Annotated in this window: 19 protein-coding genes; 11 read left to right on the top strand and 8 right to left on the bottom strand. The window is 73.6% G+C overall.

The features are described 5' to 3' along the window. The first annotated feature begins 143 nt into the window (after window positions 1-143). Both ABD160_RS07730 and ABD160_RS07735 read left to right on the top strand, forming a co-directional pair. Window positions 144-638, top strand: coding sequence for a hypothetical protein (locus ABD160_RS07730; protein ID WP_344019886.1), 495 nt, complete (start codon window positions 144-146; stop codon window positions 636-638). Beyond that, on the top strand, window positions 635-1417 hold the full coding sequence (locus ABD160_RS07735) for a 2-keto-4-pentenoate hydratase (RefSeq protein WP_425563591.1): 783 nt from the start codon (window positions 635-637) through the stop codon (window positions 1415-1417). The genes ABD160_RS07730 and ABD160_RS07735 overlap by 4 nt, the downstream gene beginning before the upstream one ends. Window positions 1418-1496: 79 nt before the next feature. On the opposite strand, the gene ABD160_RS07740 is transcribed toward ABD160_RS07735, so the two are convergent. Then, the gene (locus ABD160_RS07740; protein ID WP_344019888.1) at window positions 1497-2294 is read right to left on the bottom strand and encodes an enoyl-CoA hydratase/isomerase family protein; all 798 of its coding nucleotides are present in this window, start codon (window positions 2292-2294) and stop codon (window positions 1497-1499) included. A 142-nt stretch (window positions 2295-2436) separates the two neighbouring features. On the opposite strand from ABD160_RS07740, the gene ABD160_RS07745 reads away from it, so the two are divergent. Further along, complete coding sequence (locus ABD160_RS07745) at window positions 2437-3216, top strand: SDR family NAD(P)-dependent oxidoreductase (RefSeq protein WP_344019890.1); 780 nt, start codon at window positions 2437-2439, stop codon at window positions 3214-3216. Between the two features lie 7 nt (window positions 3217-3223). Here ABD160_RS07745 and ABD160_RS07750 read toward each other — a convergent pair whose 3' ends face one another. After that, the gene (locus tag ABD160_RS07750; protein ID WP_344019892.1) at window positions 3224-4300 is read right to left on the bottom strand and encodes a DUF2235 domain-containing protein; all 1077 of its coding nucleotides are present in this window, start codon (window positions 4298-4300) and stop codon (window positions 3224-3226) included. 194 nt (window positions 4301-4494) lie between these two features. Here ABD160_RS07750 and ABD160_RS07755 point away from each other — a divergent pair, with 194 nt between their 5' ends. Next, window positions 4495-6249, top strand: a complete 1755-nt coding sequence (locus ABD160_RS07755; protein WP_344019894.1) for a peroxidase family protein — start codon at window positions 4495-4497, stop codon at window positions 6247-6249. A gap of 42 nt (window positions 6250-6291) precedes the next feature. Here the strand turns inward: ABD160_RS07755 and ABD160_RS07760 are convergent, their stop codons facing one another. Together ABD160_RS07760 and ABD160_RS07765 are read right to left on the bottom strand one after the other, a co-directional pair. Next, window positions 6292-7272, bottom strand: coding sequence for a helix-turn-helix domain-containing protein (locus tag ABD160_RS07760; protein ID WP_344019896.1), 981 nt, complete (start codon window positions 7270-7272; stop codon window positions 6292-6294). Window positions 7273-7366: 94 nt separating this feature from the next. Beyond that, complete coding sequence (locus tag ABD160_RS07765; protein ID WP_344019898.1) at window positions 7367-8341, bottom strand: helix-turn-helix domain-containing protein; 975 nt, start codon at window positions 8339-8341, stop codon at window positions 7367-7369. Between the two features lie 200 nt (window positions 8342-8541). On the opposite strand from ABD160_RS07765, the gene ABD160_RS07770 reads away from it, so the two are divergent. Beyond that, on the top strand, window positions 8542-9444 hold the full coding sequence (locus ABD160_RS07770) for an alpha/beta hydrolase (RefSeq protein ID WP_344019900.1): 903 nt from the start codon (window positions 8542-8544) through the stop codon (window positions 9442-9444). 6 nt (window positions 9445-9450) lie between these two features. On the opposite strand, the gene ABD160_RS07775 is transcribed toward ABD160_RS07770, so the two are convergent. Together ABD160_RS07775 and ABD160_RS07780 are read right to left on the bottom strand one after the other, a co-directional pair. Continuing rightward, a complete protein-coding gene (locus ABD160_RS07775; protein WP_344019902.1) occupies window positions 9451-10263 on the bottom strand; it encodes an alpha/beta fold hydrolase in 813 nt (270 codons plus the stop codon). A gap of 49 nt (window positions 10264-10312) precedes the next feature. Continuing rightward, entirely contained in the window at window positions 10313-11827 is a 1515-nt protein-coding gene (locus ABD160_RS07780) for a flavin-containing monooxygenase (RefSeq protein WP_344019904.1), read from the bottom strand. A gap of 141 nt (window positions 11828-11968) precedes the next feature. On the opposite strand from ABD160_RS07780, the gene ABD160_RS07785 reads away from it, so the two are divergent. Further along, window positions 11969-13906, top strand: coding sequence for a sigma-54-dependent Fis family transcriptional regulator (locus ABD160_RS07785; protein WP_344019906.1), 1938 nt, complete (start codon window positions 11969-11971; stop codon window positions 13904-13906). Window positions 13907-13912: 6 nt separating this feature from the next. Here the strand turns inward: ABD160_RS07785 and ABD160_RS07790 are convergent, their stop codons facing one another. Further along, window positions 13913-14809: a LysR family transcriptional regulator gene (locus ABD160_RS07790; protein WP_344019909.1), complete on the bottom strand. Its 897-nt coding sequence runs from the start codon at window positions 14807-14809 to the stop codon at window positions 13913-13915. A gap of 144 nt (window positions 14810-14953) precedes the next feature. Between ABD160_RS07790 and ABD160_RS07795 the strand changes: the two genes are divergently transcribed. The 4 genes from ABD160_RS07795 to ABD160_RS07810 are packed head-to-tail and all read left to right on the top strand — an operon-like array spanning window position 14954 to window position 20785. Beyond that, the gene (locus ABD160_RS07795; protein WP_344019911.1) at window positions 14954-17191 is read left to right on the top strand and encodes a thiamine pyrophosphate-dependent enzyme; all 2238 of its coding nucleotides are present in this window, start codon (window positions 14954-14956) and stop codon (window positions 17189-17191) included. Window positions 17192-17201: 10 nt separating this feature from the next. Then, the gene (locus ABD160_RS07800) at window positions 17202-18371 is read left to right on the top strand and encodes an acyl-CoA dehydrogenase family protein (RefSeq protein ID WP_344020887.1); all 1170 of its coding nucleotides are present in this window, start codon (window positions 17202-17204) and stop codon (window positions 18369-18371) included. 19 nt (window positions 18372-18390) lie between these two features. Next, complete coding sequence (locus ABD160_RS07805) at window positions 18391-19374, top strand: zinc-binding dehydrogenase (protein WP_344019913.1); 984 nt, start codon at window positions 18391-18393, stop codon at window positions 19372-19374. A 43-nt stretch (window positions 19375-19417) separates the two neighbouring features. Next, window positions 19418-20785, top strand: a complete 1368-nt coding sequence (locus tag ABD160_RS07810) for an MFS transporter (RefSeq protein ID WP_344019915.1) — start codon at window positions 19418-19420, stop codon at window positions 20783-20785. Window positions 20786-20791: 6 nt separating this feature from the next. Here the strand turns inward: ABD160_RS07810 and ABD160_RS07815 are convergent, their stop codons facing one another. Next, the gene (locus tag ABD160_RS07815; protein ID WP_344019917.1) at window positions 20792-22120 is read right to left on the bottom strand and encodes an MFS transporter; all 1329 of its coding nucleotides are present in this window, start codon (window positions 22118-22120) and stop codon (window positions 20792-20794) included. A gap of 632 nt (window positions 22121-22752) precedes the next feature. On the opposite strand from ABD160_RS07815, the gene ABD160_RS07820 reads away from it, so the two are divergent. Continuing rightward, a complete protein-coding gene (locus ABD160_RS07820; protein ID WP_344019919.1) occupies window positions 22753-23871 on the top strand; it encodes a helix-turn-helix domain-containing protein in 1119 nt (372 codons plus the stop codon). Window positions 23872-23882: the final 11 nt, after the last annotated feature.

Consider the following 23882-nt stretch of genomic DNA (forward strand, 5'->3'; position numbering starts at 1 on the left):
TCACTCGCGGACTGCTGGGGCAGATCGTGCGGCGGGCCGGCCGGGCGGCCAACGGCTCGTTACCACCCAGCGGAAACGCCGGGTCGCGATCGGCTGCGCCGGTTCGAAGGATGGGCGGCGACCCCGACCGGCAGGAGATCCCCGTGAACCCAGCAGTCCCGACGGGCGCGCTGCTCGTCCGCCCGCGGCACACCGGCGACCCGCCCGGCCGGCCGGTGCCGGTGCACGACGCCGGCGCGCCCTACCGCGGCCCGGGGCCGGTGCAGGTGGCGGCCGCGCTGGCCGTCACCGCCGGCCCGGACCCGGCCGTCCGGGGCGCCCTGCTGATCTCCGGCGCCGACGGCCCCCGCGCGGTCGTCCTCGGCCCGGTGGTGGCGCCGCTCGCCGGGCCGGACCTGCGACTGGTCGGCTGCACCGTGCACGTCGGCGGGCTGCCCGCCGGCACCGGTGCCGGGGCCGCCGCGGTCCCGGCGTCCGGGCCGTGGGCGGTCACCGCCGGGCACGACCCGGGCGTCACCGTCCTGTTCGGACCGATCACCGCACCCGCGCCGGCCACGGGCCGGACGACCGCGACCGCCGTGTTCGGCCGCGGGCTCGGCCCGGTCACCGTGCGCCTGCACCCCGAGGGGGACTCGTGAACGACCAGACCGTCGCCGGTGCCGCGCACCTGCTGCTGGACGCCGAGCAGCGGGCCAGCGCCGTCGAGCCGATCACCGACACCTGGTCCGGGCTCGACCTGGACACCGCCTACCGGGTGCAGGAGGAGACCCTGGCCCGGCGGATCATGCGCCGGGAGACCGTCACCGGGATCAAGCTGGGCCTCACCTCGCGGGCCAAGCAGGTCCGGATGGGCATCGACACCCCGCTCACCGCCTGGCTGACCGACGCGATGGCGCACGGCGCGGGCGAGCCGGTCCCGACCCACACGCTGATCCATCCCCGGGTCGAGCCGGAGATCGTGTTCGTGCTCGGCGAGCGGCTCGCCGGGCCGGGCGTGACCGCGGCCCGCGCGCTCGGCGCGGTGCGCAGCGTGCACGCCGGGCTGGAGATCATCGACAGCCGGTTCCGGGACTTCCGGTTCCGGCTGCCCGACGTGGTCGCCGACAACGCCTCGTCCGGGCTGGTGGTGACCGGTTCGACCGGGATCGCGCCGGCCGACCTGGACCTCGCGCTGGAGGCGTGCGTGCTGGAGGTCGACGGCGAGATCGTGCACACCGCCACCGGGGCCGCCGTGCAGGGCGATCCGGCGCAGGCGCTCGCGCTGGCCGCGAACACGCTCGGCGCGCGCGGGATCCCGCTGGAGCCGGGCTGGCTGGTGTTCACCGGCGGGATGACCGACGCGGTGCCGATCGCCCCCGGCTCGCACGTCGTCGCCACCTTCACCACCCTCGGCACCCTGGTCCTGGGCGCCGCGTAGACCCCGCGCCGCACACCCGTTGCCTGCGCCGCACACCCGTTGCACCAGGTGTGCGGCGCAGGCAACGGGTGTGCGGTGGTCAGCGGCGGCGGACCTCGGCGGACCATTCGGCGCGCATCCGGGTGGACTCGGGGGACGCCAGCTGCGCGATCTGCTCGGTGATCTCCCGCTGCACCGCCTCCTCGACGGTCGCGTCGGCGGCGTCGTGGATCAGCGCCACCGTCCGCCGGGCGGCCTCCGGCGGGGTCGCGGCGAGCACCGCCGCCCGCTCGAGCGCCGCGGCCAGCGGGTCGTCGGCGATCTCGTCGAGCAGCCCGATCCGCAGCGCCTCGGCGGCGCCGACCCGGCGCGCGGACAGCGCGATCTCGGTGGCCCGGCCCGGCCCGACCGCCCGGCTCAGCAGCCGGCTGATCCCCCAGTCCGGGACCAGCGCCATCCGCACGAACGGCACCGCGAGGAACGCCGACGGCGACCCGATCCGCAGGTCGCAGGCCAGCGCCAGGGCGGCCCCGGCGCCGACGGCGGCGCCGTCCACCGCGGCCAGGGTCGGCGTCGTCGCGCGGACCAGCCGGACGGTCGTCGAGAACTCGCGCGCCATCCGGGCCCGGGCCCGCTCCGGCGGCTCGTCGCCGAGCGCGCCGATCACGTCGAGATCGCCGCCGGCGCAGAACGCGCCGCCGCGCCCGGTCAGCACGATCACCCGCACCGCGGGATCGGCGTCCAGCGCGGCGACCAGGCCGGGCAGCCCGTCGAGCAGCGGCCGGTGCAGCGCGTTGCGCCGCTGCGGGCGGTCCAGGGTCAGCACGGCGACGCCGTCGTCGCCGACGTCGAGGACGGCGCCGTCGGGCACGGCGCGGGAACGGTCGTGGTCGGTCACCGTCCGATCGTCGGCGCGGTCCCGCCGGACCGGCCAGACGCGGTTTCCGCTGGGTGGGAGCGACCGGTGGCCCGGCGCCGGGACCGGGGCCGATCCTGCCCGGGTCCGCGCACCCCGCCTGCCGAACGGAGCACCACGCCCCATGCCCGACTCCCCCGCCACGCACCCGTCCCAGCTGGCCGGCCGGACCGCCGTCGTCACCGGCGCCGCGTCCGGCATCGGCCGGGCCACCGCCGCACTGTTCGTCCGGCGCGGCGCCCGGGTGCTCGCCGTCGACCTGGACGCCGCCGGCCTGGCCGGGCTCGCCGCCGAGCTCGGCCCCGATGCCGCGCTCGGCACCCTCACCGCGGACCTGACCGCACCCGGCGCCCCGGACACCGTGATCGACCGCGCCCGCACCGAGTTCGGCACGCCCGACGTGCTCGCCAACATCGCCGGCAAGGCGGGCGACGGCCCGATCGACGCCACCACCGACGACGACCTCGACCGCTACCTGCAGCTCAACCTGGGCACCGCGTTCCGGCTGACCCGCGCGTTCGCGGCCGCCTGCGAGGGCGGCGGCGCCGTCGTCAACACCTCGTCGACGTTCGCGCTGGTGGGGGTGCGCGGGTCGGCGCCCTACTCGGCGGCCAAGGGCGCCGTCACCAGCCTGACCCGCCAACTCGCCGCCGACCTGGGCCGCCGCGACATCCGAGTGAACGCCGTCGCGCCCGGCCTGGTCCGCACCCCGGCGACCGCGGCGAAGATCGACTCCGGGATCTTCGAGGACGTGGTGACCCGGTCCCGTCCGCTGCCCCGGGTCGGGCGGCCGGACGACGTCGCCGGCGCCGTCGCGTTCCTCGCCTCCGACGACGCCGCGTTCGTCACCGGCGTGACGCTGCCGGTGTGCGGCGGCTGGAGCACCACCCGGTTCCGCGAGTGACGCCGGTTCAGGCCGGCACCCGCGACCTGCGCAGCCACGGCGCGAGGTTCGGGTTGCGCGGGCGGTAGCCGGGCAGCCGTTCCCAGCGCTCGCGCAGCGACGGCGCGAGCGTCTCCCGCTCGGTGGTGTTCACCGGCCGCAGGTACGGGCGACGGCCAGGCACCAGCGACGCGAGCCCGGCGAGCCAGCCGGGGTACGGGTCGCCGAAGGCGGAGCGCCACTCGTCGCCGGTGAGCGGGACGGCGGGCGGCCCGATGTCCAGGCCGGCCGCACGGGCCTCGTCGGCGATCCACTCGCGGGGCAGCGCGGAGAGCGGGGCGGGGCCGCGGGACCGCTCGCCGCCGCCGCCGACGTCGGAGTGCGCCCCGACGAACCAGCGCTGCTCGACCGACGTCGGGTGGTCCGGGACCGGGACGGGCACGGCCGTCCAGAGCGTCGGGGTGAACTCGGGGCGGTCCTCGTCGAGGGCGACCGCGTGCCGGGCGACGTCGACGTACCCGCTCAGCGCGGTGTCGTGGAACCGGTACCGGTGGGCGAACACCTTGCCGATGTCCCCCGGGATGCCGAGGCTGCCGACGGTGTCGAAGACGCCGATGAAGCGGATGCGCTCCAGCCGGGACCGGGCGAGGACGGTCCGGTCCTGCGCCGTCCGGCGGCCCGGGTCGTCCTCGCCCTCGGTCATCTCCCGCAGCCCGGGCCTGCGCAGGTCGCGGTACCGGTCGAAGACCTCGCGATCGGTGAGCACGTCCGGTGCGACGAGGCCGCACCGGGTGATCATCCCGGCCAGGCTGCGGGCGGTGAACGCGCCCCGGCTGTAGCCGAACAGGTAGATCTCGTCGCCGGGCCGGTGCCGCTCGGCGAGGAAGCGGTAGCCGCGGCGGATGGTGTCGTCGACGCCGTGGCCGAACGCGCCGCCCCGGATCCGGTCCCACGGCCCGTTCCCGACGCCCTCCACGTAGCACCGCTGCTGCCCGCCGCCGGGGTCCTCGCGCCCGCTCTCGGCGGTGCGGTCGTGCAGCAGCGCGACATGCGTCCCGTCGGCCGGGTCGTTCCACGTTCCGTCCATGAACACCGCGAATCGCATGCACCACCGTCGCGACCGGTGACCGGCCCCCGCAATACGCATTCCTGATCAATTTCCGGCGCACGTTCCGCCAGGTCACAGCGGACTCTCCCGGTCATCGTCCGGATTCGGTATCCGGAACCCGGAAAGATAGTTCGCTACGCACATGTGCGTATGGAATTTCCGGTAACGGCACTTCTATCGTCATTCCCACCGTGCCCACCACCACGACGATGCGGGGAGTGCAGACGATGAACGAGAACGCCGACGGACGCCGGGTGATCACCGGGATGCGACACGGCGGACACGCCATCGTGGACAAGGCACCGGGTGCCGACCGGGCCGTCGAGCACGGGTCGGTGCGGCTCAGCGAGATCACCCAGGACGCCGAGATCGCGAAGACCGACGGCATCGCGGGCGCGCTGGCGCTGGCCGGGGTGAGCGACTTCGACTACCTGTTCCCGGCGCTCGCGAACGACCCCGCCAAGCTGCTGCCCGCGGAGACGCCGCAGATCGCGGAGACCACCGTCGCCGCGCTGAACGCGCTCGGCACGGCCATGATCGAGCAGGCCCCGCCGTCCGGTCCGGACGCGCCGATCCCGCCGGTGCACACCTACTGGGGCCAGTTCGTCGACCACGACCTGACGGCCGCGACCGACAACGACAGCGTCATCGGCATCGACGTCACCCCGCTCACCCCGATGCCCCCGGCCGACGTCGTCTCGCTGCTGGTCAACAAGCGCAACCCGGCGCTGAACCTCGATTCGCTCTACGGCGACGGGCCGTTCGCGACGCCGGTGCCGGGCGGGATCGCCGTGCCGTACCGCGCCGACGACCCGGCCAAGTTCGTGCTCGGCACCCTGGCGGTGACCGGTGGGGCGGCCGGGGCGCTCATCCCGCCGGTGAACGACAACGAGCGCGACCTGCCCCGCCAGGACCGGGTCGCCCTGATCGGCGACGGCCGCAACGACGAGAACCTGGTCGTCGCGCAGCTGCACGTGGCGTTCCTGCGCTTCCACAACAACGCCGTCGACTGGGTGCGCGCGAACGAGCCCGGCCACGCCGGGACCGGTGCGGTGTTCGCCAGGGCCCGCGACCTCACCCGCTGGGCGTACCAGTGGCTGACCGTGCACGACTACCTGGACACCGTGCTGGACGTCGGCGCCGTCGACCGGGCGATCGCCGGTGAGGACGACCCGCTCGGGCTCCTCGGCCGGGAACGGACCTACATGCCGCTGGAGTTCTCGGTGGCCGCCTTCCGGTTCGGCCACAGCATGGTGCGCGGCGCCTACGACTGGAACCGCAACTTCGGCTTCCCCGGCGGCTTCCAGGAGCGCGCGACCCTGCAGCAGCTGTTCCAGTTCACCGGCACCGGCGGCTTCATCGGGGGCGCCACCACGCTGCCCGACAACTGGCCGATCGAGTGGCAGCGGTTCGTCGAGCTCGACGATCTGTTCCCGATCCGGGCCACCCGCCCGATCGACACCTTCCTCGCTAGCCCGCTGGAGGAGATGGTCAACCAGCTCGACGGCACGAGCGTGCCCCCGGACAGCGACCTCGGCAAGCTGCTCGTGCACCTGGCCCGGCGCAACCTCCTGCGCGGGTTCCGGCTCGGCATCCCCACCGGGCAGGCCATCGCGACCGCGCTCGGGATCACGCCGCTCACCGTCGCCGAGCTGACCGACGGGCTGGACCCGGCGATCCGCACCGCGCTGGAGTCCGGCGGTCTCGTCGACCGGACGCCGCTGTGGTTCTACGTGCTGCGCGAGTCCGAGGTCCGCAACGGCGGCGCCGCGCTCGGGCCGGTCGGCAGCCGGATCGTCGCCGAGACCATCGTCGGGCAGCTCCGGAAGGACCCGCGGTCCTACCTCAACCGCGACGGCTGGACGCCCGACGACGGCGTGCTGCTGCCCGACGGCGGGGCCGTCACCTCGATCGCCGCGTTCCTCCGGTTCGCCGGGGTGCTGTGAGCGGCGCCGGGGCGTGCGGCGCGCCGGTTCCGGGCCGGGCGTTCAGGAGCGCAGGGTCGCGCTGGGCGGGCAGCCGTACTCCGCGCGGTACCGCGCGGCGAAGCGCCCGGGATGGGTGAAGCCCCAGCGTGCCGCGACCGCGGCGACCGACTCGCCCCCGGCCGGGTCACCGGCGACCAGCTCGGCGTGCGCACGGGCCAGCCGGGCCCGGCGCAGCTCCTCGATCGGGGTGCGGCCACGGTGCCGGCGGAAGGCGTGCTGGAGCCCGCGGACGCCGACCCGGGCGGCCGCGGCGACGTCGTCGACCCCGATGTCGGACGCGGCGTGCTCCTCGATGTAGGCCAGCGCCCGCCGGACCACCGCGGGCTCGGTCCGGCCGGTCCGCGGTGCCCGCCCGGTGCCGGCGAGCCCGCTGTTGGGGAAGGTCAGCAGCGCGGCGGCGGCCAGCGACCGGCCGGCCTCGGCCAGCACCAGCGGGTGCAGCGCGGCGCCGTCGTCGCCCAGCACGTCGCGCCGCACGTGCGCGACGGCGCCCTGCCAGTAGCGGGCGGCGGCCCCGCTGAGCGGCAGCATCGAGCTGAACCGCACCGGCCCGGGCCCGAACAGCGAGCGGGCCGCCCGTTCCAGCAGCGCCGCGTCGATCGAGACGGTGTCGACGGCCATGTCCTCGAGCCGGTTCCACCAGCCGCGCTCCGGGGGCATCAGCAGCGGCTGCCCCTGCTCGGCCCCGGCGGTCTCCCGCCCCGACCGGACCCCGAGCCGGCCGCCGGACCAGCCGGAGATCACGTGCAGGGTGCCCACCGGCGCCGCGACCTCGAACTCCGCGACCATGCTGTACGCGACGTGCGCCACCGCGAACCCGGGCCCGGCGGTGCCGGTGTGGGCGAACCGGAACCCGTCGGCGTCACCGGAGAGGGTCACGGTGAAGTCGGCGTAGGCGTCGCGCAGCACCTGGTTCGACCACTCCGGGTCGGTGGAGCGCAGGTCGAACCTGGTCAGCGGCGATCCGGGTGGCTCCGGCACGTCCGACGTTCCTCCGGGAGGGGGCGACCGTCCCGGTCGTACGCCGGGTTTCCGACTCAGTATCCACAACGTCCGGCCCGGGCGGGAGGACCGGTCAGTGCCGTGCCGCGCCGTTCGCGGACCGGTAGCCGCGCGGGGACAGCCCGTACTGCGCGGTGAAGGCGCGGTGGAAGTGGCTGCTGTCGAAGAACCCCCAGCGGTGGGCGATCGTCGCGATCGGCTCGTCGCCGGCGGTCAGGTCGTCGCGGGCGCGGGCCAGCCGGCGGCTGCGCACCACCCCGCCGAGGGTCTGTCCGGCGGCGCTGAAGACGCGGTTCACCGTCCGTTCCGACACGCCGTGCGCGCGGGCGACCCCGGCCGGGGTGATCGCCGGCCCGGCGAGGTGCCGGTCGATGTAGCGCACCATGGCGGCGCGCAGCACCGGGTCGCCGACGAGCCCGGGCGCCGTCCCCCGGTCCTCGGCCGCCCGGACCGCCCCGGCGAACAGTTCGAGGGTGGCGTTGCGGGCGGCGACGGTCGCCGCCGGACCGAGCGCCGGGAGCGTGCCGGTGAGCGCGTCCAGGTAGTGCGACAGCAGCCGGACCGCGGGCGCGGACCGGTCCAGGGTGATGCCCGGCGTCGCCCACGCCCGGCCGCCGACCTCGGTCAGCGCGGCGCGCGGGATCAGCAGGCTGCGCTTGACCAGCCGCTGCGCCACCGCGAACCGCGCGCTGCCGGTGCTGTCCCACACGACGGCGTCGCCCGGGCCGAGCCGGGTGGTCCGGTCGCCCTGCCGGACGGTCTCCGCGCCGTCCCGGACGAACAGCACCACCACGAACTCGCCGTCGGTGTCGGCGATCTGCGCGCGGGACCGCACGCCGCGGGTCCGCTCGCACTCGGTGTCGACCAGTGCGAGATCGTCGACCCACCAGCGCCGGACGCGCGCCCGGAACGTGCCGCCGGGCCGGGCGGTCCCGGCCTGCACGCTCCACGGCAGGTGCGTCGCGGTGACGATCTCGCGCCAGCGGTCCGACATGTCGTCGTCGGCGCGGCCGTGCACGCTCCACCGGTCCGGTCCGGTTCCTGTCACTGCCGACCTCCCCATCGCCGGTGCGGCGGCGCCCCGGGATGACACAGGCAACTGTGGCACCGGCGCGGCCCGCGCGGAAGCGCCTGGCGGGCCCGTACAACGACCGGTCGCCCGGGTACACGCCGCACCGCCCGGCGGCCGCCGACACTGTGCTCCCCGGGGGGTGTCCGGTGAGTTCGGTACGCGAGGAGATGACGACGATGTCCCGACGCGACGTGGAGTTCCAGGCCGACGGCACCACCCTGCGCGGGTGGCTCTACGAACCCGACGGTGGCCCGCGCCCGTACCCGCTGGTGGTGATGGCGCACGGGTTCTCGGCGACGAAGGAGATGTACCTGGACGACTTCGCCGAGGTCTTCGCCGCCGGCGGGCTGGGGGTGCTGGTCTACGACAACCGCAACCTCGGCGAGAGCGACGGCGAGCCGCGCGGCGAGATCGACCCGTGGCGGCAGATCGAGGACTACCGCTCGGCCGTCACCTTCGCCTCCGGCCTCGGGGACGTCGACGCCGACCGGATCGGCATCTGGGGTTCCAGCTACTCGGGCGCGCACGTCCTGGTGGTCGCGGCGACCGACCGGCGGGTCCGGGCGGTGTCCTCGCAGGTGCCGCTGATCAGCGGGAACGAGAACGCGCGCCGGCTGGTCCGGGCCGACCACATCGCCGGGCTGCGCGCCGCGTTCGACGCCGACCGGGTCGCTCGCTACCAGGGTGCCGCTCCGGCGACCATCCCGGTCACCTGGGTCGACGATCCCGGCGAGCCGTGCGCGCTGCCGACCGCCGACACCCACGACTTCTTCCTCGGCCCGATCCGGGAGCGCGCGAAGACCTGGGAGAACGAGGTGACGCTGCGCAGCGTGGAGATGTTCACCAACTACGAGCCGGGCGCCTACCTGCCGCTGATCAGCCCGACCCCGCTGCTGCTGACCGTCGCCGCCGGGGACCACCTGACCCCGGCCGACCTGGCACTCGCCGGCTACCAGCAGGCGCGCGAGCCGAAGCAGCTCACGATCCTGCCCGGCGGGCACTTCGAGGCCTACACCGGCGACAACTTCGCCGTCTCCAGCGCCGCGCAGCTCGACTTCTTCCGCACCCACCTGGGGTGAGCGCGGTCAGCCCCCGGCGTGCTCGCCCAGGAACCCGGTGACGATCTTCGTCAGGTCCTCGGGGCGCTCGATGTGCAGGCCGTGGCTGGACCCGGGGCCGGTCACCAGCTCGAAGCGGGCCCCGGGGATCGCGTCGGCGACCGCGCGGGCCTGCCACGGCGGGGTCAGCAGGTCCTGCTCCCCCACCACGACCAGGCTCGGCGCGGTGACCGCGCCGAGCCGGTCCAGGGTGTCGTGCGCCAGGTCGGCGTCCCACTGCTCGACGGTCACCTGCATCTGCGCCTCGTTCTGCGGGAACGCGGGCAGCATCGGCTCCAGCAGCGCGCCGAAGTCGGGATGGTCGAGCAGCTGCGGCGAGAACGCGATCCCGGACGCGGCCAGCGCCGCGTCCATGTCCCGGTGCACGTAGGGGGCACGCAGCGCACTGAGCACCGCGCGCTGGAACCCGTCGGCGAGGGCCCAGGTCGCGTACAGCACGGCGGAGCGGACCTGGTCCGGGCGGGCGAGCGCGAGCTCCTGGGCGACCGCCGATCCGAGCGACCAGCCGAGCACGTGCGCCGACGGCACGTCGAGCGCCTCCAGCAGCGCGGAGGCGTCCTCGGCGAGCGCGCCGACGCTGATCGGGCCGGCCCCGCGGTCGCTGCCGCCCAGCCCGCGGTTGTCGAAGGCGATGACCCGGTGGGTCTGTTCCAGGCGGCCGACCAGCTCGCCCCACAGCGGGATCGAGCCGGAGGTTCCCATGATCAGCAGCAGCGGCTCGCCGTCGCCGCTGATCTCGTGGTTGAGCGTGACGCCGGTGCGGACGGGGATGCGGGGCACGGGTCCTCCCTGGGACACGGGTCGGGCGGGTGGGGTCGGGCGGGTCCGGTCAGCGGTACTGCAGGCCGTCGTCGACGTCGGCCCCGGGCAGTGCGACGCGCTCGTGGTCGTGCTCGTGCATGTGCGTCCACGGGTCCCGGTCGCCCTGCCGGAACATCCGGTCGCGGCAGCGCTGCACGTAGCCGGGGCCGAAGTTGTCCAGCTCGACCCAGGGCCGCAGCTCCATGCCGGCGTCCTGCGGGCGCAGCTGCGGGACGACGGTGCTCGCGCCGCGCTCGGCCATCCGGTCGAAGATCCGCCCGATGACGTCGTTGACCAGGTCCAGGCGCAACGTCCAGCTGTGCCGGAAGTAGCCGAAGGCGTAGGCCATGTTCGGCACGCCGCTGATCATGATCCCGCGCCAGGTGACCCGGCGGGTGAAGTCGACCGGCTCGCCGTCCACCCGGAACGGGATGTCGCCGAACACCGACAGGTCGAACCCGGTCGCGGTGACCACGATGTCGGCCTCGATCACCTCGCCGGAGGACAGCCGCACGCCCTTCTCGGTGAACTCGTCGATCGTGTCGGTGGCGACCGAGACGCGCCCGGCGCGCATCCGCTCGAAGAAGTCGCCGTCGGGCACGAACGCGATCCGCTGCTGCCACGGCCGGTAGCGCGGGATGAAGTGCTTCTCGACGTCGGTGCCCTCGGGCAGCAGCGGCCGGATCGACTCGACGAGGAACTCGTGCAGCTGGTCGGGATCGTCGCGCCCGGTGGTCGCCAGCCAGTCGAGCTGCTGGACGTACTGGCGGCGGAGGATCTCGTGCGTCCAGTCCGCCGGGAGGTCCAGCGGCTCCAGCAGGGTGGCGAGCTCGTGCACCCGCGGCGCCGGGAACCAGTACGACGGCGAGCGCTGCAGCATCGTGACGTGCTCGGCGGTGCCGGCCATGGCGGGGACGACGGTCGCCGCCGTGGCGCCCGATCCGATGACGAGCACCCGGGCGCCCTCGTGGTCGAGGTCGTCCGGCCACGCCTGCGGGTGCACGATCCGGCCCTCGAAGCGCTCCGTGCCGGGCCACTGCGGGGTGTAGGGCTCGTCGTGGTTGTAGTAGCCCTGGCACATCCAGAGGAACCCGGCGGTCAGCCGCAGCTGCTCACCGGTGTCGGTGCGGGTGACCTGCGCGGTCCACCGCCGGTCCGCCGACGACCAGTCCAGCCCGGTCACCCGGTGCCGGTAGCGGATGTGCCCGGCGAGGTCGTCCTCCTTGATGACCTCGTCGAGGTAGCCGAGGATCTCCTCGCCCGCGGCGATCGACGGGCCGCGCCACGGCTTGTGCCGGTAGCCGTAGGTGAACAGGTCGCTGTCCGAGCGGGCGCCGGGGAACCGGTGGGTCCACCAGGTCCCGCCGCGGGCGTCCTGCGCCTCCACGATGGTGAAGCTGCGGTCCGGGTACTGCTCGCGCAGCCGGTGCGCGGCACCGATGCCGGACACGCCGGCCCCGACGATCAGGACGTCGACGTGCTCCGGCCCGGCCGGGTCGTCGTCCCCCGCCCGGTCGCGCTCGAGGGTGGCGGCGTCGGTCATGTCGGGACCTCCCGGATCGGCGGTGACGGGACGGCCCGACGCTAGGCCGGGTGTCCGGCCGGGGCGATGTCCCAATCTCGGACAGGCAGGTTCCTTGACGAGCACCGCATGATGTGATGGGAAGCACAAGGAGGTGCGGCGTTGGGTGACCTCGTCCGCCGGCGCAGGCTGCTCGACGCGGCCCGCTCGGCGTTGCTGGAGCGGCCCGACGCCGACCTCCCGGACGTGCCGCGGCACGTGGTGGCGTCCTGGCGGCGCAGCGCCGCCCGCGGCGTCGACCCGGGTGTGATCGCGAACCAGTACCACCCCGACCTGGATGTGCAGTCCCGGCTGGTCCGGTGCGCCCGCCCGGTCGTGGAACAGCTCGCCGAGCAGGTCGCCGACATCCCGGTGTGCATCGCGCTCACCGACGACCGGGCCCGGCTGCTGGTCCGCCGGGACACCACGTCCCGGATCGGCCGCGACGCCGACGTGCACAACTTCGCGGAGCGGTTCGGCTACGCCGAGGACGCGGTCGGCACGAACGGTGTCGGCACGGTGCTGGAGAGCGGCGACTCGGTGCACATCGTGGGGGCCGAGCACTTCGTCGAACGGCTGCACGACTACGCCTGCGCGGGTGCCCCGGTGCACGATCCGTTCAGCGGGCGGATCGAGGGCGTGATCGACATCAGCTGCCGGGCCGAGCACTCCTCGCCGGTGCTGCACTCGCTGGTCCGCTCGGCGGCCGCCCGGATCCGGGACCACCTGCTCCGCGACCGGGATCCCGACCAGCAGGCGCTGTTCGACCTGTACACCCGGGTCGACGCGCGCACCCGGCGGGCGGTGCTGGCGGTCGGCCGCCGCACGGTGCTCGCGAACGCCGAGATGCGGACCCTGCTGGAGCCGGGTGACCTGGTGGCGCTACAGGACCACGCGCGGTTCCTGATGATCGGCGGGCCGGGGGTGGACGACCGGATCGACCTGCCGTCGGGTGCCCGGGTGCGGCTGCGCGGGAGCACCGTCTCGGTCGGCGGGACGGTCGCCGGGCTGGCCGGCGAGGTCGCAGTGCTCCGGGAGGCGGGCGGTGTCCCGGCGCCGCGGGCGGCCGGGGACGATCGCGCGGCGATCGCCGCGGGATCGGTCCGCAGCCCGGCGCTGCGGGCGGCCAGGGCGGTCGTGGCGGAGGCGTTGCGCACCGGCGTCCCGGTGCTCGTCGTCGGGGAGCCGGGGAGCGGGCGGCGCCGGCTCCTGGCCGACCTGGACCGTGCTCTGCGCGGCCCGGACGGCCCTGACGTCCCTGACGGCACCGCCGGCCCGGCAGCCTCCGCCGGCCCGGCGGACACGGCCGGTACCCCCGGCGGTGGATCGGCGCCGCTGGTCGTGCTGCACGACATCGACCGGCTCGACGACGACGGCGCCCGGCGCGCGCTCGCCCTGCTCGACCGGCCGGACGCCCGGTTCGCCGCGACAGCGACGGCGACAACGACGGCAGCGACAGCGGCAACGACGACAGCGACAGGGACAGGGACAGCGACAGGGACAGCGACGGCCACGGCAGCAGCGACAGCCACGGCAGCAGCGACAGCGACAGCAACGGCAGCAACGACGACGGCAGCAGCGACGACGACCGCGACGGCCGGCCCGGGCAGCAGCCCGCGCGGGCCGTCCCACGACGCGCTGCTCGCCCGGTTCCGGCAGTCGGTGACGGTCCCGCCGCTGCGCAGCCGGCTCGGCGACCTCCCCGCCCTGGTCGGCGAGCTGCTCGCCGAACTCGCCCCGGGCCGCGACGTCCGCCCGTCACCGGACGCGCTGCGCACGCTCGCCCGCTACGACTGGCCCGGCAACGTGCGCGAGCTGCGGGCGGCGCTGGAGACCGCACTCGGCAGGCGGCCGGTCGGCGAGCTGACCGCGGCGGACCTGCCCGAGTTCTGCCAGAGCGCGCCGCGCACCGCGCTGCGCCCGGTCGACCAGGCCGAGCGGGACGCGATCGTCGCGGCGCTGCGCGACAGCGGCGGCAACCGGGTCGCCGCCGCGGCGGCGCTGGGGCTGGCCCGGTCCACGCTCTACCGCAAGATCGCCCAGTACCGGATCAGCGGCTGAGCCGCCTCAGCGATCGGCCCACCCGGGCACGACCTGCTGCAGGGCGTCGAGGAACTCCCCGATCAGCGGGTTCACGTTGCCGGTCCGGTACGCGACCAGCACCGTCCGGTGCGCCCGGTGCCGGGTGATCCGGGTGGCGGCGATCCGGTCGTCCGCGGTGTGCCCGAGCTCGGGCACGACGGCCACCGCGCCGGTCGCGATGACCAGCTCGCGGACGACGTCGTAGTCGTTGCTGCGGTGCAGCACCCGGGGCTCGAACCCGGCCGAGGCGCACAGCCGGGTCAGCGACAGCGCGCCCGCGGTGCCCTCCCGGCTGGTGATCCAGTGCCGGTCGCGCAGGCGTTCGATCCGGTCCTGCCCCGGCCCGCCGCCCGGGGCCTCGAGCAGGAACAGGCCCTCCCTGGTCAGCGCCCGCACGGTGAGGTTCGGCGACCACGTGCGGGGGCACAGCCCGTACTCGTAGACCAGTGCCAGGTCCAGCCCGCCGTCGGCGACGCCCTCGATCAGCTCCTCGGGTTCGCCCTCCTCGAGGGTGATCTCGCTGTGCGGGCACCGGCTGCCGAACGCGGTCAGCGCGGCGGGTACCAGCTGGACGCTCGCGGTGGGGAAGCTGCCCAGCACCAGCCGCGAGCCCCGGCCGGCCGCCAGCGCCCGGACCCTGCGGCCGAACTCCTCGGCGCCGGCCAGCAGCGGCCTGCTCAGCTCGGCCACCTGATCGGCGGCGGCCGTCGCCCGCACGCCCTGCGCCTGCCGCTCGAACAGGACCAGCCCGCACTCCCGTTCGAGCGCGGCGATCTGCTGCGACACCGCGGACGGCGTGTAGTCGAGCTCGCGCGCGGCGAGGGCGAAGGAGCCGGTGCGGTGGACCGCCTGGAAGGTCACCAGGTGATGCAGCTTGTACACGCCCACCTCCGGCAGGGGAGTCCTCAGCATAAGTATCGCTGGTGCTAGCCGCCATGAACCATCGGCCTGCTGGGGCTTGGAGTCCGCCCGGGCAGGCCTCATCGTTGCAGCGGGCATTGTCGCCCCTGATCGGAGGGCACCACGGTGGAGGCACCGGACCAGCACTTCCTCGACACCCTCACCGGGCTGCCCGGGGCCCGGCCGCACTCCCGCGCGTCCGAGGTCGCGCCCGGGGTGAGCGGGGCCCGCCTGCTGGAACTGTTCGACTCCCAGATCGGCAGCCGGCACCTGGACTACGCCGCGCGCGAGCTCGGCCGGACCGGCCGGGGCTTCTACAGCATCGGATCGGCGGGGCACGAGGGGAACGTCGCGGTCGCGGCCGCGCTGCGGCCGACCGATCCGGCCCTGCTGCACTACCGCTCCGGCGGCTTCTACCTGGAGCGCGCCCGCCAGGTCCCCGGCCAGAACCCGCTGCGGGACGTGCTGCTCGGCATCACGGCCGCGGTCGACGAGCCGATCTCCGGCGGCCGGCACAAGGTCTTCGGCAACCGGGCACTCGGGGTGATCCCGCAGACCTCGACGATCGCCTCGCACCTGCCCCGGGCGGTCGGCCTGGCCTTCGCGGTGGAGCGGGCGGCCAAGCTCGGGCTGGACCGGGAGTGGCCGTCCGACGCGGTCGTCGTGTGCAGCTTCGGCGACGCCTCGGCCAACCACTCGACCGCCGTCGGGGCGATCAACACGGCACTGCACTGCGCCTACAGCGGGCTGCCGATGCCGGTGCTGTTCGTGTGCGAGGACAACGGCATCGGGATCAGCGTCCGCACCCCGGCGGACTGGATCCGGCACTGCTACGGCACCCGGCCCGGGCTGCGCTATCTCGAGGCCGACGGGACCGACCTGCTGCAGGCGTTGTCGGTCGCCACCGAGGCCGCGTCCTGGGTCCGCAGGCACCGGGCACCGCTGTTCCTCCGGCTCCGCACGGTCCGGCTGATGGGCCACGCCGGGTCCGACGTCGAGCAGGCGTACCGCTCCCCCGACGAGATCGCGGCCGATCTCGCCCGGGACCCGGTGGTGGCGACCGCCCGGCTGCTCGCCGAGCTGCGGGTGGCCGAGCCCGACGAGATCGTCGAGCGGTACGAGGAGGTCCGCGACGAGGTCGCCGCGCTGGCGGCGGAGGCCGTCCGGGCGCCCACCCTGGTCTCGGCGGCCACGGTCACCGCCCCGATCGCACCGGCCGATCCGGAGCGGATCGCCGGGCACGCGTCGGTCGCGGCGCCGGCGGACCGGCGGGCCGCCGCGTTCGGCGGCCGGCTCCCGGAGGGCGAGGGCGGCCTGACCGTCGCGCTGGCGATCAACCGGGCGCTGACCGACCTGCTGGCCCGGGACGAGGCCGCGCTGGTGTTCGGCGAGGACGTCGCGGTCAAGGGCGGGGTCTACGGGATCACCCGTGGCCTGCGGAAACGCTTCGGCGCCGCCCGGGTCTTCGACACCCTGCTCGACGAGCAGAGCATCCTCGGGACCGCGCTCGGGACCGGGCTCGCCGGGTTCCTGCCGATCCCGGAGATCGAGTACCTGGCCTACCTGCACAACGCCGCCGACCAGATCCGCGGCGAGGGGGCCACGCTGCCGTTCTTCTCCAACGGCCAGTACCGCAACCCGATGATCGTCCGGGTGGCCGGGTACGCCTACCAGAAGGGCTTCGGCGGCCACTTCCACAACGACAACAGCGTCGCCGCGCTCCGGGACATCCCCGGGGTGATCGTCGCGTCCCCGGCCCGCCCGGACGACGCCGCCGCGATGCTGCGCACCTGCGCGGCGGCCGCCCGGGTGCACGGCCGGATCTCCCTGTTCCTGGAGCCGATCGCGCTTTACCACACCAGGGACCTGTACGAGGAGGGCGACCGCGGCTGGCTCGCCGGCTACCCGGAGCCGGCCCGGTGGCACCGGGCGCACGTGCCCCTCGGCCGGGCCCGGGTGTACGGCGACGGGACCGACCTGACCGTCCTGACCTTCGGCAACGGCGTGCGGATGAGCCTGCGGGTGGCGCACCGGCTGGCCGCGAGCGGGTACGGCGTCCGGGTGGTGGACCTGCGCTGGCTCGCCCCGCTCCCGGTGGACGACCTGCTCGCGCAGGCCCGGGCGACCGGCCGGGTGCTGGTCGCCGACGAGACCCGGGAGCAGGGCGGGGTCGGCGAGGCCGTGATCGCCGCCCTGGTCCAGGGCGGGTTCCGCGGCCCGATCCGGCGGGTGGCGAGCGCCAACAGCTTCATCCCGCTCGGGCCCGCGGCGGACTGCGTGCTGCTCGCCGAGGAGGACGTCGAGAAGGCCGCCACCGGCTGCCTGGCCGAACCGGCCGACACCACAGTGCGGAGGACCACGTGACCCTGCCCCGATCCCCGGTCCGGCTCGGGACTACCTCGACCTGGACGGCCTGTTCACCCCCGACGAGCTCGGTGTGCGCGACGACGTCCGGGCATTCGTCGACGACCGGATCCGGCCGAACATCGCGGCCTGGTACGAGTCGGCGACCTTCCCGGTCGAGCTGGTGAAGGAGCTCGGTTCGCTCGGGCTGCTCGGCATGCACCTGAAGGGATACGGCTGTCCCGGCCGCAGCTCCGTGGAGTACGGGCTGGCCGCGATGGAGCTGGAGGCCGGGGACTCCGGCATCCGCACCTTCGTCTCGGTGCAGGGATCGCTCGCGATGACCGCGATCTCCCGGTTCGGCTCCGAGGAGCAGAAGCGGCGCTGGCTCCCCGGGATGGCCGGCGGGGACCTCATCGGATGCTTCTGCCTGACCGAGCCGACCGCCGGCAGCGATCCGGCCCGGATCACCACCCGGGCCGTCCGGCGCGGCGACGGCTGGGTGCTCGACGGTGCGAAGCGGTGGATCGGGCTCGCATCACTCGCGGACGTCGCGGTCGTCTGGGCCCGCGACGACGGCGAACCCGGGAAGATCCTCGGGTTCGCCGTCCCCACCGACACCCCCGGGTTCACCGCGACCCCGATCGGCGGGAAGCTGGCGATGCGCGCCTCGGTGCAGTGCGACGTCACGCTGACCGACGTGCACCTGCCCGCGGACGCGCTGCTGCCCGGGTGCACCGGCCTGCGCGGGCCCTTCACCTGCCTGAACGAGGCCCGCTACGGGATCATGTGGGGTGTCCTCGGTGCCGCCCGGGACGCCTACGAGACGGCCCTGCGCTACGCGCTGGACCGCGAGCAGTTCGGCTCGCCGATCGCCTCCCGCCAGCTCACCCAGCAGAAGCTGGTCGAGATGGTGCTGGAGATCCAGAAGGGGCTCCTGGTCGCCGAACGCACCGGCCGGCTCAAGGACGCCGGGCTGCTCCGCCCGGAGCAGATCTCGTTCGGCAAGCTCGCCAACACCCGGGCCGCGATCGACGTCTGCCGCAGTGCCCGCACGATCCTCGGCGGGAACGGGATCGTGCTCGACCACTCCCCGATGCGGCACGCGGCCAATCTCGAGGGTGTCCGCACCTACGAGGGCACCGACGAGATCCACGCCCTCATCATCGGCCGGGCCATCACCGGCATCCCGGCATTCTGAATCCCCGGAGGACTGTGACGTGCGCGCCGCGACGCTTGCCGCACCCGGTGTGGTGGAGGTAGCCGACTTCCCGATCCACGAGATCGGTCCCGGACAGCTCCTGGTCCGGATGCACTACGCAGCGATCTGTGGCTCGGACGTGCACATGGTCTACGACCGGATGCACGATCCGGCGCGGATCGGCACGCCCGGCTACCCCGGGCACGAGGGGATCGGTGTGGTGACCGAGAGCCGGTCCGGGCACGTCCCCGTGGGCACCGCGGTGCTGACCGTCCCGCTGGGGCGCAGTGGCGGCTGCTTCGCCGAGTACCAGCAGGTCGACGACACCCAGGTCGTCCCGCTGCCCGACGGCGCCGACCTGCGCCGCCTGCTGCTCGCCCAGCAGCTCGGCACCACGATCTACGCGATGCGCAAGTTCACCCGGGCGCTGGTGGAGCCGCCGGAGCACGTGGCCGTGCTCGGCGCCGGCGCCGCCGGGCTGTTCTTCGTGCAGCTGGCCCGGCAGGCCGGTTGCCGATCGGTCGTGGTGTCCGATCTCAGCGAGGAGCGGCTCGCGCTCGCCGCCACGCTCGGGGCGAGCGCCACCGTGCTCGCCCCGCAGCACGACCTGGTGGCGGCGGTCCGGGACTGCACCGCCGGTGCCGGCGCCGACCTGGTGATCGAGGCCGCCGGCTACGACCGCACCCGGGCCGACGCCGTGGAGGCCGCCCGCGAGCACGGCACGGTCGGGCTGTTCGGCTACCCCGAGCGGCACGGCCGGTCGCCCTTCCCGGTCGAACGGGCGTTCCGCAGGTCGCTGACCCTGGAGTGGATCAGCGGCACCCAGCAGGAGCCGGGGCTCCGCTCGTTCCGCGAGGCGGTGGGCGCCATCCGGAGCGGGGCGATCGCCGTCGATCACTGTCTCACCTGCATGTACGACCTGGATCGGGCACCCGAGGCGCTGCAGCGCGCCCGGGACCTCGGCCGCGGCGTGGCCAAGGTCGGCTTCGCCATCACCGGCTGATCCGCACCCTCTCCCCCACCGTCGACGACGATCGGATCGAGTCATGACCCCACCACCACAACCCGGCACGAACACGGACGAGCAGTCGGTCAAGGCACGCAGGGCCGCCTGGGGAGCCTTCGCCGGCACCGCGATCGAGTGGTACGACTTCTACGTCTACGGCACCGCGGCCGCCCTCGTCATCGGGCGGCTGTTCTTCCCCGACGCCGATCCGCTCGCCCAGACCCTGTCGGCGCTCGCCACCTTCGCCATCGGCTTCGTGCTGCGACCGGTCGGCGCGGTGCTGTTCGGCTACATCGGCGACCGGGTCAGCCGCAAGACGTCGCTGCTGATCACCCTGGTGATGATGGGCGGCGCGACGGTGGCGATCGGCTGCCTGCCCACCTACGAGTCGATCGGTGTCGCGGCACCGATCATGCTGCTGGTCCTGCGGATGATCCAGGGCCTGTCGGTCGGCGGTGAGTGGGGCGGCGCGGTGCTGATCGCCTCCGAGGCCGCACCGGCGCACCGCAAGGTGTTGGCCGCCTCGATGGCCCAGGTCGGTGCGCCGGTCGGATCGATCCTGTCCACCGGTGTGTTCCTGCTGCTGCCCTCCGGTGACGCGCTGTTCGACTTCTGGTGGCGGGTGCCGTTCCTGCTCAGCGGCACGCTGCTGGTGGTGGGTCTGGTCATCCGGATCAAGCTGGAGGAGAACGAGGAGTTCGTCGCCGCCCGGGAGCGCAAGGAGGCGGCCGCCGAGTCGTCGAAGGTGCCGGTGCTGGAGCTGCTGCGCCGGTTCCCGCTGACCAACATCTGCGTCTTCGTCGCCAGCTTCGCCGTGTCCGGCGTCTACTTCCGCAACGTGTTCGCGCTGAACTGGGCCACCGAGACCCAGGGCGTCGCGCGGGACGTCTTCCTCAACGCGCTGCTGATCGGCGCCCTCATCCAGGTGATCGCGACCCCGCTGGCGGCGATCGCGGCCGACCGGATCGGCGTCCGGCGGGCCCAGATCATCTTCACGGTCGTCTACCTGGTGGTGGCCCCGATACCGATGCTCGCGCTGATCAGCACCGGCAACACCGGCTCGGTCTACCTGGCGATCGTGCTGTCCTACATCGGGCACGCCGTGTACTACGCGACGCTGTCCGGGTTCCTCACCACGCTGTTCCCGACCGAGCTGCGGTACACCGGGATCTCCTTCGGCTACCAGCTCTCCGGTTCGCTGGTGTCGGGCTTCGTACCCCTGGTCGCGGCCGCGCTGGTCGGCGTGGACGGCACCCGGATCCTGCCGGTCCAGCTGCTCTACGGCGCCCTGATCGCGTTCTCCCTGATCGGGATCCTGCTCGGCACCGCGATGAGCCGGCGGGAGACCGCCGCCTACGAGGCCGCGACCGGGCTCCCCTCGACACCGGCCGGTGCCGACCGGGGATGAGGGGGCTCAGACCGGGACCGGTCCGTGCGGGTGCCGCTCGTCGACCACCAGCCGGTGCGAGTGGGTCCAGCCCCGCCGGGTCCACCGCGCCCGCGCCACGTGGTCGTGGTCGACGTCGTCGTCGTGCCGGTGCCGGACCAGGTCGGCACCCGTCCGCGGCCACAACGCGACCGCCACCCCGGTGCCGGCCACAGTCAGCACGGCGAGGACGATCCAGGTCCCGGCGAACCCGAGGGTCACGGTCAGCCAGCCGGTCAGCGGGTAGGTCACCAGCCAGCAGGCGTGCGACAGCGAGAACTGCGCGCTGAACAGTGCGGGCCGCTGCCCCGGCCCGGACGAGGTCCGCAGCAGCCGCCCGGTGTTGACCATGATCCAGCCCGGGCCGAGACCGACCAGCGCCCAGGCGAGCACGGCGGCCGTCCACGACGGGTACAGCCCGAGCAACACCGTGGCGGCCGCCGCGCCGAGCGAGACACCGGCGCCGGCCAGCATCACCGTGCGCACCGACGCGCGCCGCGCGAGCCACGGCGAGCAGGCCGCCGCGGCCGCGGTGCCCGCCCCGGACACCGCCAGCAGCAGCCCCACCTCGGCGTCGGTGCCGCCGAGCAGGTCGCGGACCACGTTCACCGTGGTGACCAGCGAGATCACCCCGACCGTCGCGACCACCGCGTTCAGCGCGAGCAGGCCGCGCAGCTGCGGGACCGCCCGGAACAGCCGCACACCCAGCAGCAGGCGGCTGCCGAACCCGCCGGGTGCGCGCTGCGCGACCGGCGGGACCACGGTCGCGGCGACCAGCACCGCCGAGACGGCGAACCCGGCGGCCGTCCCGACGAACAGCGACGAGTAGCTCAGCACCAGCAGCGCCGCGGCGGCCAGCAGCGGGCTCAGCACCGTCTCCAGGCTGTTCGCCAGCTGTGCGGCCGACAGCGCCCGGGTGTAGTCCTGCTCGCCGGTGACGATGTCGGGCAGCACCGACTGGAACACCGGGGTGAAGGTCGCCGAGGCGACCTGCAGCACGCCGATCAGCACGAACACCTGCCAGAGCGCGGTGACGCCGGGCAGCGCCAGGACCACCGCGGCACGGACCAGGTTCGCGGCCAGCATCAGCCGCCGCCGCGGCACCCGGTCGGCGACCGCGCCCACCACCGGACCGACGAGCACGTAGGCGACCATCTTCACGGTCAGCGCCGATCCGAGCACCAGCGCGGCCCGCTCGCCCGCCAGGTCGTAGGCCAGCAGCCCGAGCGCGACGGTGGCGAGGCCGGTACCGGTGAGCGCGACCACCTGCGCGGCGAACAGCCGACGGAAACGCACGTCGGCGAACAGCGATCGCATGTCGTCTCCCCTGGATTCCGGTTCGGGCCGGAGCATATGTTGCGAAACCGATGTCCCCAATGCCGCAATTGCCAGTGATGTGCATCGACGAGTCATTCCTTACTGGCAGACCCGGTCAGCAGCAGTTCCGGAACCCCGCACCGTCGAACAAGGCGACGTAACACCGAGATGCCGCCCCGCATCCGTCCCGGCCCGCGCTGCATGAGTACAGATTTTCCAATCCGGTTCCCGCCGTTTCGGTTGCCCTCGGCGAGTTCTGCCATATTCGCCGCGCCGACCCGTGTACACGCCAGACAGTCAGCGCCACCCCGAGTGAGCGATCTGGCAAGAATATGAGTACCGCATTCAGCGCGGTAGGTACCGCGGTTATTCGAAACTCCGTCGACAAAATCGCGGTGCGACACCATGTGCGTGCGCCCATCCCGTCCGCAGTTCAACGACACGTGATAGGGATTATTTCCGCGTGCGTGCGACACGACCTGCCTCCGCTACAGTGAGTCGGTGCTGGATCTGTGAATCGAACTATTGCGCCGTGCTGAACGATGTCACCATGATATGGTCCACGGTTTCGAACACCACTGACCGGCAGTACGGGTTCCGGTCATCGCATACTCCGCGAGGGCAGGTTCATCATGGTTCGGCGCGACGACACCCTGACCGGCGGTCACGGTGCACGCCCCGTGGGGATCGTCGCAGGCTTCGCGCTCAAGACCGCGCGTCGCACTGCGTCGATGACCCAGGAGCAACTGGCTGAAATGCTCCGCGTCGACGTCTCGACGATCCAGGGCTGGGAGTCGGGCCGACGTCCGCTCGCCGCAGCCGCCGCCGGGGATGTGATGGGCGTGTGCCGACTACTCGCCCGCGCCGCCGCGCCTGTCACCATCGCGGGACACATTCATCAGGCAATCGCTGCGGACCTCATCCTTACATGCGGGGTACGGATTTCCGGCGAGCTCGCCGAACTCGATCAGCACCCGCTGGCGAGTACCGTGCTCCGGCGAACGGCGGCCAACCTCGTCGCGCTACCGCTCATCTCGTCGTGGCCGCGGGGTATCGCGCACGTCGTCAACGCACAGGGAAAGCCGGTTGCCTCGCCCCCGCAGCTGCCGTTAGGAGATCGGCTGCGCTTCTTCGACCATCTCATGGTCATCACCGAGAGAGCGGCGGACACCGGCGAATGGCTCCTGCGCAGGCAGGCCATCTATTTTCTCGGGTTCGACTCACGACCATCCACCATGGACTGGATCCGCACGCTGCATCGCCGAACGACCCCGAAATCGATCGAGATGTCAGATGACCTGCACGGACACCTCACATCGCGCTCCGCGGCCGTCTCGCTGGCAACAGGCGGCGATTCGGATCGAATTCAGGAATTCGTCGACAACCTCAGTGGAGAACGTGCCCAACTGGTGAACCTCAACTTCTGGGCACACTGGATCGGCGAGACGAGCGGCGAACATGCCGACGACTCGTTCATGCTTAAGGACTCCCGTTCCGACTGGAGTGGCAGCCGACTCCTCGCTCACCTCGTCGACCGCCTGGACGAACGCGCCGCGCACCGGCCGTTGAACCTCCGGTCACTGCACACCCTGGTGTCGTACAAGAGCGAGCTCTTCCGAAACTTGCCGAAGGATTCGGTGCAGAAACTCGGTGATACACTCGACGTGTTGGAATCAAGCCCGTTATTGACGCGCGCCGAGCGCGATCAAGTGGTGGGACTACTCTATGCCGTCCGCCTTGCGGATTCGTGAGGGAGATCTGA

This window comes from Pseudonocardia kongjuensis, from assembly GCF_039526905.1.
In the GTDB taxonomy this organism is placed as follows: domain Bacteria; phylum Actinomycetota; class Actinomycetes; order Mycobacteriales; family Pseudonocardiaceae; genus Pseudonocardia; species Pseudonocardia kongjuensis.